This window comes from Ulvibacterium sp., assembly GCF_965248315.1.
In the GTDB taxonomy this organism is placed as follows: Bacteria; Bacteroidota; Bacteroidia; order Flavobacteriales; family Flavobacteriaceae; genus Ulvibacterium.
Genome location: NZ_CBDFIX010000001.1, coordinates 98,888 through 113,548, shown reverse-complemented (window position 1 = coordinate 113,548; position 14,661 = coordinate 98,888). Strand labels below are relative to the sequence as shown.

Here is a 14,661-nt window from a genome sequence, read left to right as displayed (position 1 = left end):
CGACTCTTATGTGCAATACTAAAAAATCGCACAGATTTAATGTTAGCAAGGAAAGGGAATGTTAGGCGAAAACTTTGATCCTTGTTATCTGTCACTTCGTGATAGAGTGATAGAATGTAGCACCTTCTTTACAGGAAAGGGTTGCTAAGGTTTCATAGGGTCTAGTCCCTCCACCTTTCTTGATAACGACTTCAATTTTTTAATGAACTGATACAAAGTAACGTCAAGGGACCCTTAAATGCAAACAATCCCGTGTTTTTTTAACATAAAGCCTTAACGAAAAACCCTCGAACAAATTTTGTCAGAGGGTCGGAAATTCATTTATGAACAGAAAATCGGTATTACAGTATACTCTGCACTACTTCTCTTTTGGCCTCCTTTTTGGTACCATCAAAACCTTGAACTCCACCTACAGTGGTATACTTCATTACATAACGTTTATCTGGATTTACAATCTGATAAGCGTATTGGCACATGACGGCAGCCTCATGAAAGCCAGATAGGATCAGTTTTAATTTGCCCTCATAGGTATTGACATCACCGATCGCAAATACCCCCGGAATGTTGGTCTGGTAGTCCTTAGCGTTATTTACTTTAATAGCATTTTTCTCAATTTCAAGGCCCCAATCTCCTATGGGCCCTAACTTTGGTGAAAGGCCGAACAAAGGGATAAAATTATCAGTCTCCACGTAGGTTTCGCCCTTGGCCACATCATTATGTTTTATGACTACAGCTTCTAAGTGCTCATCTCCGTACAGTTTTTTTACTTCGGCTTCCGTATAGAGTTTTATTTTTCCCAATTTGGCTAACTCCGAAGCCTTTTCGACGGAATCCAGAGCTCCTCGGAATTCATTCCTGCGGTGTACCAATGAAACTTCAGAGGCTACATCGGCCAAGAAAATGGCCCAATCCAATGCAGAATCACCACCACCGGCAATGACTACTTTTTTATTGCGATATACTTCAGGATCCTTAACCATGTAGGCAACGCCCTTGTCCTCAAAATCCAAAATGTTCTCAATTGGGGGTTTGCGGGGCTCAAAAGATCCCAATCCACCCGCAATAACAACTACCGGCGCCTGATGTTTTGTTCCTTTGTTAGTGGTTACAATAAAGGAACCATCCTCTTGTTTATCCAAAGTCTCCGCTCGTTCCCCCAGAGTAAATCCGGGAGCAAAGGGTTTAACTTGTTCCATAAGGTTATCCACCAATTGTCCAGCCAAAATTTCCGGAAAAGCCGGAATATCGTAAATGGGTTTTTTTGGATAAATTTCCGAACACTGGCCCCCTGGTTGTGGCAACGCATCGATTAGATGCGTCTTAAGCTTCAACAATCCGGCTTCGAATACCGTGAATAGTCCTGTGGGACCTGCTCCTATAATAATAATATCTGTTTTGATCATACTTCTAAACTTAATTCGTTTACATTACTTAGGACAACTTTTTGAATGGATGTCCTATGATTTACAACTTCACCAATGATAATAATGGCGGGATTGGCCAATTTCTCTTCACGAACTACGTCTTCAATAGTATCGATTGTTCCTATGCCAATTTTTTCATCTTTTCGTGTTCCATTTTGGATAATTGCTACAGGAGTTTCCGATTTTCCCTCCTTTTTAAAAAGTGTAACGATTTCAGGGAGTTTGGACATCCCCATTAAAATAACTACCGTTGCACTGGATTTTGCAGCCAGATGTACATCTTGGGACAGTTTATGTTCTTTAGTGGTCCCAGTGATTACCCAAAAACTTTCAGCTGAATTTCGCTTTGTAACCGGTATATCCTGCGCTGCCGGCACGGAAATACAGGAGGAAATTCCAGGTATCATAGCTGTTTGTATACCATGGTTTGTAGCATATTCCATCTCCTCCGCACCCCGACCAAAAACAAAAGGGTCGCCTCCTTTTAATCGTACCACATGCCCATAGGTTCTGGCCCGAGTAACGATCAATTCATTTATCTGTTCCTGTTGATAGGCATAACATCCCTTGCGTTTTCCTACAAAAATATGTTCTGCCTTTGGGGCATATTCCAATAATTCAGGATTTACCAATGCGTCGTATAGAACTACATCCGCCGTACCCAAAGCTTTAACTGCTTTTAAAGTGATAAGCTCCGAGTCCCCGGGACCCGCACCTATCACAGTGAAAAAGGGCTGTCCTTTCCTAAAGGAAGAAATTTTGGTATAGCCCTTTTTTGATATGTTGTTTTCCAAATTCATTTTTTTGCTATACTTCGGCAAGTTCCAATTCCCTAAACTTCTCTACCGCTTTCAAAAATCCTTTGGCATCTTCCAAATAACTTTTGGCAAAGGCTTTGGAAGGCTCCTTTTGATTCAATTGTAAAACTAGTTCCTCAAATCCCTTGCCCAAATCAATTCTTCCGGATGCTACAAATTTTTCATCAAAATCCTTAATGATACCAGCATGGGTATTGACCTTGACATTCTCAGCCGTAAGCAGAGCTTTTGCTGAATTGACCATGGAGGAATAAGAATAGTAGATACTTGCCGCCCATTTCCCCTCATTAAAAGTGTCTCCAGCACTTTGGATTTTCTCTTCACTCTCAAAAAGTAAAGTAGCGATCAAATCAATGACTACTCCTGCACATTCTCCAATGCCGATAGCCTTTTTGTAACGCTCCGTTGTTCCCCAATCGATGAAATCCTCCGGGGCAAGGTTATCTATCTCGGTCAAGGGTTTTAGAAAGTCATAGAAATATATTTGTCCCTTCTCTTCATAATAATCGGCATACGCAGCCCCATTGCCATTGGTGTTATAATCATCTAGAATCAACCTGAGCGCCTGTGGGCCTCTTTTGCTGGGTATTTTAATCACTTTGTCCGCAAAACGGGCATTGCCATTACCGTCATTTCCACCGCCTAACAACACTTGCAAAGCAGGTGCAACCAATTTATCCTTGGTACGGATGCTCATGCCTTGAAATCCGATGTTTGCCATATTATGTTGTCCACAGGCATTCATACAGCCACTGATCTTAATGACCACATCCGGATTCTGAATATAATTGGGATACTCTTTTTTTATTACTCTTTCCAGCTCTTCGGCTATACCCGTACTGCTTGCAATGCCTAAATTACAGGTATCCGTTCCGGGGCAAGCCGTGATATCCGCAGCCTTATTGTAACCAGCTTCCGTAAACCCTAATTTTTCCAACTCAGAGTAGAAAAATGGTATTGATTCTTCCTTTACATAAGGAATCAGAATATTTTGACGAAGTGATAACCGTATTTCGCCAGCAGCATAATTTTCAACCAAATCTGCCAACAACCTTGCTTTATCCGTATAAAAATCACCTAACAATACCTTAATACCAATAGCCACATGGCCTTCTTGTTTTTGAGGAACCAAATTGGTAGACTTCCATTTTTCAAAGGCTTCTTTATCTTTAATCGCTGCCTCTGGAACCGATTTTTCCGAAACTACGATCTTTGGGTAAGATTCCGCATCAATAGGATACAATATATGGGGAACAGCTTTTTGTTCCGATTGCAGCAACTTCTTAAATCCGTCCAGGCCGATATCCTTTAATAAGAATTTCATCCGTGCCTTGGCCCTACTTTTACGTTCACCGTAACGATCAAAAACCCGGATTACACCATCCATTAGCGGGATGATTTTATCAGATGGAAGAAACTCGAACAATACATCACCATGTCTTGGCTGAGAGCCCAATCCACCGCCAATCAAAACTTTGAAACCTCGAACCCCGTCTTGAATTTTTGCAATAAAACCAAGGTCGTGCATATAGGAAAGCCCTGTATCGGCATCACTAGCCGAAAAGGAAACCTTGAACTTACGTCCCATTTCCTGACCTATGGGGTTCCTAAGAAAATACTCGAACAGGGCATGGGCGTATGGAGAAACATCAAATGGTTCGTCAACATCTATTCCTGCAGTTTCACTAGCCGTAACATTCCGTACCGTATTCCCACAGGCCTCTCGTAGTGTAACATCATCTCTTTCTAGCTCCGCCCATAGCTCAGGCGTACGTTCCAAATCCACATAGTGTATTTGAATATCCTGCCGGGTCGTAATATGCAAACGACCTCTGGAATACTCATCCGAAACATCGGATATCCTACGCAATTGATCGGAAGTTACCTTTCCATAGGGCAGTTTAATACGTACCATCTGGACGCCCTGCTGCCTTTGGCCATAAACTCCCCGTGCCAATCGGAGACTTCGGAACTTCTCTTCATCCAGGTTCCCTTCCTTGAACTCCCGAATCTTTCTTTCCAGTTCTATAATATCCTTTTCTACTACTGGATTCTCTATTTCAGTTCTAAAGCTTTGCATATTTTCGAATTCTGATGTTTATCTATTCTAATTTGAATTTATTTCTATTTTGCCTATAGGATTTATAGGAATTAAAACTGCTTTCATTAAGATTTCACAATAAACCCCTCCCATAGAAATTTCCTTTCTAATCAGGAAAAAATCAGCTTTTTAATTAATAAACCCTACCCCGGCGGTATTATTGGTCCGGGTATCTAGCAAGATAAACGAACCGTTGGTCCTATGTGCCTTGAAAGCATCATAAAATATTGGTCTGTTCAATCTAAACTTTACTCGGGCAATGTCATTCATCCCCAGTGCTGTCACTCCTTCTTCTATCCCGGAATAGTCCGGAAGAATTTTGTGTTCGATACTGTCCACTTTTGCCAGCACCTTGTTTATACCATGCTGAACAATATATTTACCCCCGGCCGATAACTTCTCGGAATCCATCCATGAAACCGTTGCGGTAAATTGCTTATCAATAGTAGGTAAATCACCGACCTTTACCAACATATCTCCTCTGCTTACGTTTACTTCATCTTCCAATGTAATGGTCACCGAGGAACGTCTTGGCGCAGTTTTGTATTTCTTATCATAAAAATAAATGCCCTTGATTCTGGATTTGGTCATCGAGGGCAAAATGACTACCTCATCACCAACACTTAGTTCCCCTCCGTAAACTTTACCCGCAAATCCTCGAAAATCATGGAAATCATCCGTTTTGGGCCGAATAACATATTGCACCGGAAAACGTGGTGTCCCTATGTTATAAATATCCTGCAAGTCCAACTCCTCCAAATGCTCCAAAAGTGTCTGTCCGTCATACCACGGGGTATTCTCGGAATGATTCACAACATTATCACCTTTAAGGGCACTTACTGGAATAAAAGTTATTTTCTGATCTGCATAATCCCTTTTTTCCATCAGTTGCTCAAAATCGGACTTAATCTGATTGTATCTTTCTTCCGAAAAATCGACCAAATCCATTTTGTTTATAGCGACTACAACATCTTTTACCCGCAACAAATTGTTGATGAAGAAGTGTCGATTGGTCTGCTCTATAACTCCTTTACGAGCATCGATCAAAATAATGGCTGCTTGTGAAGTGGAAGCACCCGTTACCATGTTCCGTGTATACTCCACATGCCCAGGTGTATCCGCAATGATGTAGCTTTTAGATGCCGTGGAAAAATAGATATGAGCCACATCTATGGTTATGCCCTGCTCACGTTCCGCTACGAGGCCGTCCGTTGCCAGGGAAAAATCCAGATAATCATAACCTTTTAGCTTACTGGTCTTTTCTATGGCTTCCAGCTTATCGTCCGTTAATGATTTGGTGTCGTACAACAATCTTCCGATCAAGGTACTCTTACCGTCATCTACACTTCCTGCTGTTGCTATTTTTAGTACTTCCATTTTATAGTTAATAGTCTATAGTTACCTATATATGAATACAATGAACTAAAGACAATTTTAAAAATATCCTTGTTGTTTTCTCTTTTCCATTGCTGCTTCGGATCTCTTATCATCTATACGAGCTCCTCTTTCGGAAATCTTGGAATCCCGTATTTCCGATACCACTTTATCGATGGTGTCCGCATATGATTCCACGGCCGCCGTACAACTCATGTCTCCAACAGTCCTAAAACGAACCATCCGTTCCTCTACCATTTCATCCTCGGCACGAAAGACCACATCATCCTCGGCAGACCAAATAAGTCCATCCCTTAAAAAAGTATTGCGCTTATGCGCAAAATAAATGGATGGAATTTCGATGTTCTCCTTTTGGATATAGCTCCAAACATCCAGTTCGGTCCAGTTACTTATAGGAAACACCCGAACGTTCTGCCCCATTTCAATCTGACCATTTAGCATGTCGAACAATTCTGGGCGCTGGTTTTTTTCGTCCCATTGGCCAAAATCGTCGCGAACGGAGAAAATACGTTCTTTGGCGCGTGCTTTTTCCTCATCCCTTCGGGCACCACCAATACAGGCATCGAACTTAAATTCCTCAATGGCGTCTAAAAGTGTTGTGGTCTGTAAAATATTGCGACTTGCGTACTTCCCGGTCTCCTCTACCACTTTACCTTGATCAATGGAGTCCTGCACATTACGTACTATCAATTCCACCCCCAATTCCTTGACCAATCTATCACGAAATTCAATAGTTTCCGGGAAATTGTGTCCTGTGTCTATGTGCATTAATGGAAAAGGAATCTTTGCGGGCCAGAAAGCTTTCTGTGCCAAGCGCACCAAAGTAATGGAGTCCTTTCCACCTGAAAACAACAATACGGGGCGTTCAAATTGGGCGGCCACTTCCCGCATAATGTATATGGCCTCATGTTCCAGGGCATTTGCATTGGGCCTATCCCCATTCTCAAATGTTCCCGTAGATTGTATTTCTTCTAGTACTGTTTCCAAATTATTTTTTTTAGAGACCTCTTGATTGTGACAGAGGTAGCATTTACATATTTTAGTTAGGTATGCAATCCACATTCTCGGTTTTCCAAAACCTTGGTAGGATCAAAATATTTATGTTCGTTGGGTAAATTTCTTTCCTCCAAATAGGCATCTAGTTGGGTATCGCTCCAATAATGAAAGGGACTGACCTTCAAGACCCCGTCCTTACTTAAACTTAGAATATCCAGACTATCCCTAAGTGCCGTTTGTCCCTTTCTCAAATTCGTAAACCACACATCAGGTTTATGTGCCTCCATAGCCCTGCGGAAAGGTTCCAATTTTACTTGCTCGGTGAATTCATGGTGTTTTGGATCGTCTATTTGAGGAATTCCCATAATAACGTCCCGATGTGCCGAAGTCTGTTTTGGAACGTATAAATCAATATGAAGTTTAAGTCTATCTATCAATTCCACCGCATGTTTATAGGTATTTGGCGTGTTATACCCAGTATCGCACCAGATTACGGGAATGTTATCCTTTACCTCGGAAACGGCATTAAGAATGGCAACTTCATAAGGACGAAAATTGGTGGTCACCACTGGCCTCTCGGCATTTTTAATGGCCCAGGAAATAATTTCTTCTGGGGGAATGCCTTTAAATTGCACATTAAGATTCTTTATTTGTTGTTGCGTAAAAGCCATAATTCTTTAAAATTACTTACCCCAACCGATCCGGTTCCAAATCCTTTCATGAAAAAAGTACAAAAACATTTTGGTCACAAAGTCAATAGAGGCAATAGATGCCGCCAATACTACCTTTCCTGTGAACAGGTATGAGACCAAAAGGGTATCTAAAGTACCAATCACACGCCAACTTATAGCCTTTGCAATACTTCGAATCGGTTTCTCCGATTTTTTGTCCTCCTTATAGTTGCTTTTGGTGGACTTTTTATCTAATATCAATTGATCTGCAATCATGAAAAAAACTGTTTTCGAATTAGTCTAGTGATTTAATAGGAATTCAAAAATAAGATTATTTCCTTAACTAAGACGTTAAAAGTTGCTAAATATTACTTTTACCCTATCGATTTAGTAGATTATTTGTTATTTACTTCATATATTGAAGATATTCAGATCATTTTATGGAAGTTTTGAGAATTTAAAATGAAGAGATACTGGTTTTCCTTTATTCTAAAAGAATATCTGCAAGGGTATTGTTTCGGTATACTTCCAGATTGGCATCCCTTACCTGCAACATCAGTTTATTTACAGAGCAAGCATTCTCATCCGGGCAATCCGAACATTTTTCATAAAAATTAAGGCTAACACAAGGAACCATGGCAATGGGGCCTTCTAGAATTCGCATTACATCGGTCATCAGAATTTCAGAAGGCTTTTTAATCAAATAATAACCTCCTCCTTTGCCTTTTTTAGAACCCAAAAACCCTGTCTTTCGCAAAGTGAGCAAAATACTTTCCAAAAACTTCTGTGAAATGTTCTCCTGTTTCGCTATTTCGGCAATCTGAACCGGATTATTGTCCCGTTGGGATGCCAAATATGCCAATGCTTTTAGTCCGTATTTGGTTTTTTTGGAGAGCATTGTACGAAGATAGGGAAAATTAACATTTTGGAATTTCCTGGGTCTAACTGGGTTAAGGCCAAAGAAGAAGTCAATTTATCCTTAGTTTTATCCCAATGCTTGATCAATATCGGAAATGATATCGTCTATGTGCTCCAATCCAACGGATATTCGGACCATACCATCCGTAATCCCTGTTTCCAATCGCTCTTCACTAGAGAGTTTGCTATGGGTGGTAGAAGCTGGATGGGTAATTATACTTCTAGAATCTCCCAGATTAGCGGACAACGATAGTAATTCAATAGCATCAAAAAACTTTCGACCTGCTCTTAATCCTCCATTAACTTCAAAGGCCACAACACACCCCCCTGCTTTCATCTGCTTTTTTGCCAATTCATGATTAGGATGCGATTTTAGAAAGGGATACTTCACCCAATTCACTTTTTCGTGTCCTTCCAAAAATTCCGCTAGTTGCAATGCATTGGAACAATGCCGATCTACCCTTACCGCCAAGGTTTCCAAACTTTTAGACAATACCCACGCATTGAAAGGGGAAAGGGCCGGACCGGTTATTCTTGAGAATTGATAAATCCTATCTATAAATTCCTTTTTTCCAACCGTTATCCCGGCCATCACCCTTCCCTGACCGTCCATAAGTTTGGTGCCGGAATGAATGACCAAATCCGCCCCAAATTGAATGGGGCGCTGTAAATAAGGTGTAGCAAAGCAATTATCTATAACAAATATGAGATTATGTTTTTTGGCAATATCCCCCAATACTTCCAAATCCAAAATATCCACCCCTGGATTCGTCGGTGATTCGGCATATATCAGTTTAGTCCTTGGGGTAATCAATTTTTCAACCTGATCCAATTCATCAAACTTGAAATAGCTATGGTCTATGTTCCATCTTGGGAAAAAATTAGTGAAGAGGGAATGGGTTGATCCAAAAATACTTCGAGCAGAAAGAATATGGTCTCCACTATTCAGCAAAGCGGCAAAAGTAGAAAAGACGGCTGCCATACCGGATGCAAAAGCAAAACCGTCCTCGGCCCCTTCCATCTGGCATACTTTATCTATAAACTCCGATGAATTTGGATTGGAATATCTAGAGTAGATATTCCTATCCTTTTCCTCCGCAAAGGAGGCCCTCATGTCCTCTGCATCCTCAAAAACAAAACTTGAGGTCAAGTATATAGGATTGGAATGCTCCAGAAATTGTGAACGCTCTATCTGTGTTCGGATAGCAGTGGTCTCAAATTTTTTTCCCTTCATTTTAGCAACTCTCATTCATTGGTTCATCCTTTTTCGGCAATGCGCAAAATATCTCCAAAAACCCCCCTTGCCGTAACCGCGGCACCAGCTCCGGCACCTTGTATCACCAGCGGGTGTTTCCCATAGGACTCCGTATAGATTTCTATGATGGAATCGGAACCTTTAACCTGGCCCAGGGCGCTCTCCTTGGGAACGGAAATCAGTTTTACATCCAAAATGCCTTTTTCTTTCTGCAAGTCTCCGTGCAAATCCCCAACATAACGAAGTACGTGGCCTGGTTTCTGATTTTTCTTTATTTCATTGAATTTATCATCCAACACATCCAAATTCTTTAGAAACTCTTCTACAGTTCCTTTTTGCAATACCGTAGGAATTAGATTTTGGATCTTGATATCCGAGAACTCATTGCTCAATTCCAGTTCCCGTGCCAAAATCAGGAGTTTTCTACCAACATCGTTGCCTGAAAGGTCCTCCCTTGGATCAGGTTCAGTAAAGCCCTTATGAATGGCGTCTTTTAGGATTTTCGAAAATGGGGCTTTAACATCAGAAAATGTATTAAAAATATAACTCAAGGAACCCGAAAAAACTCCTTTGATCCTGGTAATGTTTTCCCCGGATAAGTGCAGTAATTTTATGGTGTCAATGAGCGGGAGGCCGGCACCTACATTGGTCTCATATAAATACTGTTTTTGATTTTTATCCAGTTCTTCACGCAACAATTGATAATAATCGAATCCGAGCGTATTTGCTATTTTGTTGGATGAAACCAAATCGAATCCATTGTCCACAAAATCGAAATAATTCGCTACAAAATCCTCACTTGCCGTATTGTCAATAGCAATCAAATTTTCTAAATGGTTTTTTTTGGCGAATTCGAAAACATCGGACAGTACATATTTTTGACCTTTTTCCTTAACTGTTGTCTTCCAATTTTTTGGCGTACCACTTTTGCTTAATAGAATCTTTCTGGAATTGGCTACGGCAAAGACATTTAAATCAATCCCTTTTCGTTCCTCGATTTTTTTGGCAGATTTCAGAATCTGATCGATCAAGGTTCCCCCGACATTGCCATGTCCAAAAATGGCCAGATTAACTTTTTTACTGATTCCAAAAACTTGACCATGCATTACATTTAGGGCTTTGTTCAAGTCCTGTTTTTTCACAACCAGGCTTACATTCTTTCCAGAAACAGTATTGTTGAACAGAAGCGGGACAATTTGGTTTTTTATCAGTGCATTGTAAGGCTTGTGGAATGTACTTAGATCCTGCCCCACAATGGAGACAACGGAAACATCATCAACCACGGTAATCGTATTGATATCCTTGGACTTGTAATCGCTCTTGAACTCTTCATCCAAAGCCTTCTTGGCCCTTTGCGCCTTATTCCTTTTAACCACTAGACCAATACCTCTTTCTGAAGATCCCTGGGAAATGATACTTACATTAACATTATGCTGTTCCAAGGTTTTGAAGATACGTGCATCTATCCCTATTTTTCCCAAAAGACCCCTACCTTCTAAATTGATAAGTGAAACATCCTCTATTACGGAAAGCGATTTAATCCCTTCCTTGCTAGATTTGGCACTGATCAGCGTTCCCTCATTATCATCGTTGTACGTATTGAGAATACGTAGCGGGATATTTTTTTCAATTAATGGAATAATAGTTTTGGCGTGCAAAATTGTAGCTCCAAAATTGGCCAATTCATTGGCCTCGGAATAGGAAAGGTTGGCAATTCGTCTGGCTTCCGGAACCAAATCCGGGTTGGCGGTAAAAATTCCGTCAACATGTGTATAATTCTGAAGTTCCTCCGCATCCAAAAAATTGGCAAGCAATGCAGCGGTATAATTACTTCCGTTCCTTCCTAAAGTGGTAGTCTCGCCATCAACAGTTGATGCGATAAAACCTGTAATAATAGGTACACTCCCGTAATCCAATTCAGAAAACCGAAGAAGCACGTTTTCCCTTGAGACATCTTCCAATAATTTAGCGTCACCAAAGGTGTCATCTGTCTTTATTAAAGATCTGGAATCAAGCAATTGTGCATCCACTCCCTTGCCAATGAGCAACTTAGTTATCAATTTGGCGGATATTAATTCTCCATACGCCAATACCTCATCTTTAATTTTGGCACTATAGTCCCCCAGAAGTGAAACTCCTTCGAACAATTTGGCCAATTCCTTAAATTCAGAGGATAAATTTACATTGGCAAATGTGTGTTTTTGGTATTTCTCAAAAGCTTCAAAATCCTTATGGTAATCTATATTGTTGGCAGCCTTCTCCAAAATAGTTTCTAATTGATCCGTGGCTTTTTCCCTTGCGGAGAGTACCACGGCGACGTTTTCACCGGCTTTTACTTTAGAGGAGATAATTTCCAATACACGTCCCAAACCTTCACCATTACTCAGGGACTTACCGCCAAACTTGAGGATTTTGATTTTTTTTGATTTGCCATTCTTGCTAAAGATTCCATGGAGCAGTTTTTGCATCTGTTCGAACTCTATCAAAAAAGCATCATGTCCGTGAAGCGATTGTACTTCTCCATAGGTAACATTACTATTAGCCTGGGCCAAACGCTTAAACGTCTCCTTATTCTCCTTGGCCGTAAAGAACAGATCGGAATCCACCCCGATGATATGGATGTTGGTCTCACTGTTCTCCAATTCTTTGAAGGCCTTCTCATCGTTACGGGTAATATCTATGGTCTTCAACAACTGGTTCATCAACTTATAGGCCGATAATTGAAATCGTTCCTGTAGTTTTTTTCCGTGGTGCATTAACCAGCTCTCCACATTAAAGACCTGAAGCTCTTCATTCGTACTTCGTTGAAACCGCTCTTTGAAGGACTCTGGAGTACGGTAGCAAAGCATAGCGTGCATACGTGCGTCATGCACGGGTTGCTTGGAGTTCACCAAAAACTGCTCTTGAATCTGGCAATTGGCAATAAGCCAGTCCGTAGATTTCCAATCGGAAGCAACAGGGATTAGATGCTCAGTAATGCTAGGGTCTATGGCAGCCATTTCCCAAGCGATACCGCCACCCAATGAACCACCGATAATTGCATACAGTTTCTTTATTTTGAGCTGCTCAAGGCCCATTAGGAACATTTGGGCAACATCCCCAGCCACGAAGTCCTTGTAATTGTCAATTACAAATCCGTCATAACCGTTTCCCGGAATGTTGAATGAAAGTATGGTATAGGTGAGCGTGTCAATACATTTTCCTTCCCCTATAAGAGCGGACCACCAACCACCATCGCCGGTTACATTGGAATTGCCCGTAAGTGCATGGTTGACCAAAACAACCGGTGCCTCGTGCAATGGCTTTCCAAACACCTGATAGGATAGTTGAATCTCCTGGGAGACACCGCTGAGGGTAGTGAATGTATTTAACTTTAAATGCTTTAGCATAGGAGATCTGGTAGTTACTATTTGGGTATCCATTTTAGAAATTTAGGAACCTCAGTCCCAATAAATTGTAGCACCTTCCATTTTATCAGGAAGATGCTACAATCCGTTCAATATTTAAGCTAAGACCGATTCATCAATAGCCGTAAAGGCCTGTTCCAAATCTGCTTTTAAATCATCCAAATCTTCTAATCCAACGGACAATCGAATCAAATCCTTGGTAACTCCGGTAGATTCTTGTGCAGTATCATCCAGCTGTTGATGGGTTGTACTGGCCGGATGGATAATGAGGGACTTTGTATCCCCGATATTGGCCAATAGGGAGAACAATTTTGTTTCATCAACAACTTTTTTGGCCGATTCGAATCCCCCCTTTACTCCAAAAGTTAGGATTCCACTTTTGCCCTTGGGAAGATATTCCTCGGCCAAGGAATTATACTTGCTCGATTTAAGTCCAGGATAATTTACCCAACTCACTTCTTTTCTATCCTCTAACCATTGGGCCAAAGCCAAGGCATTTTCACTATGTTGTTTCATTCGAACCGATAAGGTTTCCAGCCCTTGAAGAATCTGAAAGGCATTAAATGGGCTTAATGCCCCACCATAATCACGCAATCCCTCTATTCTAGCCTTGATAATGAATGCTATAGGGCCAACGGCATCATGATAAATTAAACCGTGATATCCCGCGGAAGGTTCCGTAAATTCCGGAAAATTTCCATTGGCCCAATCAAATGTCCCGGCGTCGATAATTGCACCGCCCAGGGCCGTTCCGTTTCCGTTTATATATTTTGTCAATGAATGGATTACGATATTTGCTCCGTGTTCAATAGGTTTCAATAATGCCGGAGTCGCCACGGTATTATCAACAATAAAAGGGATTTTGGCTTTCTTTGCTTCAGCAGAAATTGCCTTTAGATCCAACACGTCCAATTTTGGGTTTCCAAGTGATTCCACAAAAATGGCCCTTGTATTATCTTGTATTGCTTTCCCAAAGTTAGTGGGGTCCGAGGGATCAACGAAGGTTGTTGTTATTCCCAATCGGGGCAAGGTAACGCTTAAAAGGTTATAGGTACCTCCGTATAAACTGTTGGAAGCCACAATATGATTTCCGGTTTTCAACAACACGAGAAGCGTATTGGCAATAGCTGCCGTACCCGAAGCCGTTACCAAACCCGCCACACCACCTTCCAAAGCTGCTAGACGTTGCTCCAAAATATCATTGGTCGGATTATTTATCCTTGTATAAATATTTCCAAATTCCGCCAAGCCAAAAAGATTTGCCGCATGGTCGGAATCATTGAATACGTAGGCTGTACTCTGATAAATGGGAACAGCCCTTGTACCGCCGTTAATTGTTGTGTCATGTCCAGCATGTAATGCATTGGTCGAAAACTTTTGATCGCTCATGATTTTAATTTTTTTAGTTATTATTAGGTCAAATTACAACACTAAAATCCATTGCCAATTTTGCAATTGGATGCCATCAAAGAGTTAAGAAGAAAGAAAAATTACGGAAGTAATTATTCGAGTTATCTGCCAAGATGCCGAAACATGTTCTGCACAGGTAGAATTTAGCACCTTCTTTGTTGCGAATAGTATTTGGGGAACAAAGGGTTGCTAAGGCTTCAAAGGGTCTATTCCCTCCACCTTTCTTGATAACTTTTCAATACGTGTTTGAACTTTTGAAACACAAA

Annotated in this window: 11 protein-coding genes and 2 riboswitches; all 11 genes read right to left on the bottom strand. The window is 41.0% G+C overall.

The features are described 5' to 3' along the window. Positions 1–81: 81 nt before the first annotated feature. Positions 82–189, bottom strand: a riboswitch (SAM riboswitch). A 152-nt stretch (positions 190–341) separates the two neighbouring features. The 11 genes from ACP2AF_RS00455 to ACP2AF_RS00405 all read right to left on the bottom strand — a co-directional run bounded on the left by ACP2AF_RS00455 (position 342) and on the right by ACP2AF_RS00405 (position 14,374). Further along, positions 342–1,403, bottom strand: a complete 1,062-nt coding sequence (locus ACP2AF_RS00455; RefSeq protein WP_425234278.1) for an NAD(P)/FAD-dependent oxidoreductase — start codon at positions 1,401–1,403, stop codon at positions 342–344. Then, positions 1,400–2,224 (bottom strand): uroporphyrinogen-III C-methyltransferase, encoded by an 825-nt coding sequence (gene cobA, locus ACP2AF_RS00450; protein WP_425234277.1) that lies wholly within the window; start codon positions 2,222–2,224, stop codon positions 1,400–1,402. The genes ACP2AF_RS00455 and cobA overlap by 4 nt, the downstream gene beginning before the upstream one ends. Positions 2,225–2,231: 7 nt before the next feature. Further along, on the bottom strand, positions 2,232–4,322 hold the full coding sequence (locus ACP2AF_RS00445; protein ID WP_425234276.1) for a HEPN domain-containing protein: 2,091 nt from the start codon (positions 4,320–4,322) through the stop codon (positions 2,232–2,234). Between the two features lie 150 nt (positions 4,323–4,472). Beyond that, complete coding sequence (locus ACP2AF_RS00440; protein ID WP_425234275.1) at positions 4,473–5,720, bottom strand: sulfate adenylyltransferase subunit 1; 1,248 nt, start codon at positions 5,718–5,720, stop codon at positions 4,473–4,475. A 57-nt stretch (positions 5,721–5,777) separates the two neighbouring features. After that, the gene (cysD, locus tag ACP2AF_RS00435; protein ID WP_425234482.1) at positions 5,778–6,704 is read right to left on the bottom strand and encodes a sulfate adenylyltransferase subunit CysD; all 927 of its coding nucleotides are present in this window, start codon (positions 6,702–6,704) and stop codon (positions 5,778–5,780) included. A gap of 77 nt (positions 6,705–6,781) precedes the next feature. Beyond that, complete coding sequence (locus ACP2AF_RS00430) at positions 6,782–7,405, bottom strand: phosphoadenosine phosphosulfate reductase family protein (RefSeq protein ID WP_425234274.1); 624 nt, start codon at positions 7,403–7,405, stop codon at positions 6,782–6,784. A gap of 12 nt (positions 7,406–7,417) precedes the next feature. Then, positions 7,418–7,681, bottom strand: a complete 264-nt coding sequence (locus ACP2AF_RS00425; RefSeq protein WP_120713504.1) for a DUF2061 domain-containing protein — start codon at positions 7,679–7,681, stop codon at positions 7,418–7,420. Between the two features lie 208 nt (positions 7,682–7,889). Beyond that, entirely contained in the window at positions 7,890–8,303 is a 414-nt protein-coding gene (locus tag ACP2AF_RS00420) for an RrF2 family transcriptional regulator (RefSeq protein WP_425234273.1), read from the bottom strand. Between the two features lie 87 nt (positions 8,304–8,390). Then, the gene (locus ACP2AF_RS00415) at positions 8,391–9,557 is read right to left on the bottom strand and encodes a trans-sulfuration enzyme family protein (protein ID WP_425234481.1); all 1,167 of its coding nucleotides are present in this window, start codon (positions 9,555–9,557) and stop codon (positions 8,391–8,393) included. A gap of 23 nt (positions 9,558–9,580) precedes the next feature. Beyond that, positions 9,581–12,967, bottom strand: coding sequence for a bifunctional aspartate kinase/homoserine dehydrogenase I (gene thrA, locus ACP2AF_RS00410; protein ID WP_425234480.1), 3,387 nt, complete (start codon positions 12,965–12,967; stop codon positions 9,581–9,583). Positions 12,968–13,081: 114 nt separating this feature from the next. Further along, positions 13,082–14,374, bottom strand: a complete 1,293-nt coding sequence (locus tag ACP2AF_RS00405) for an O-acetylhomoserine aminocarboxypropyltransferase/cysteine synthase family protein (RefSeq protein ID WP_425234272.1) — start codon at positions 14,372–14,374, stop codon at positions 13,082–13,084. 119 nt (positions 14,375–14,493) lie between these two features. Next, a riboswitch (SAM riboswitch) is annotated at positions 14,494–14,629 on the bottom strand. Between the last annotated feature and the right edge of the window lie 32 nt (positions 14,630–14,661).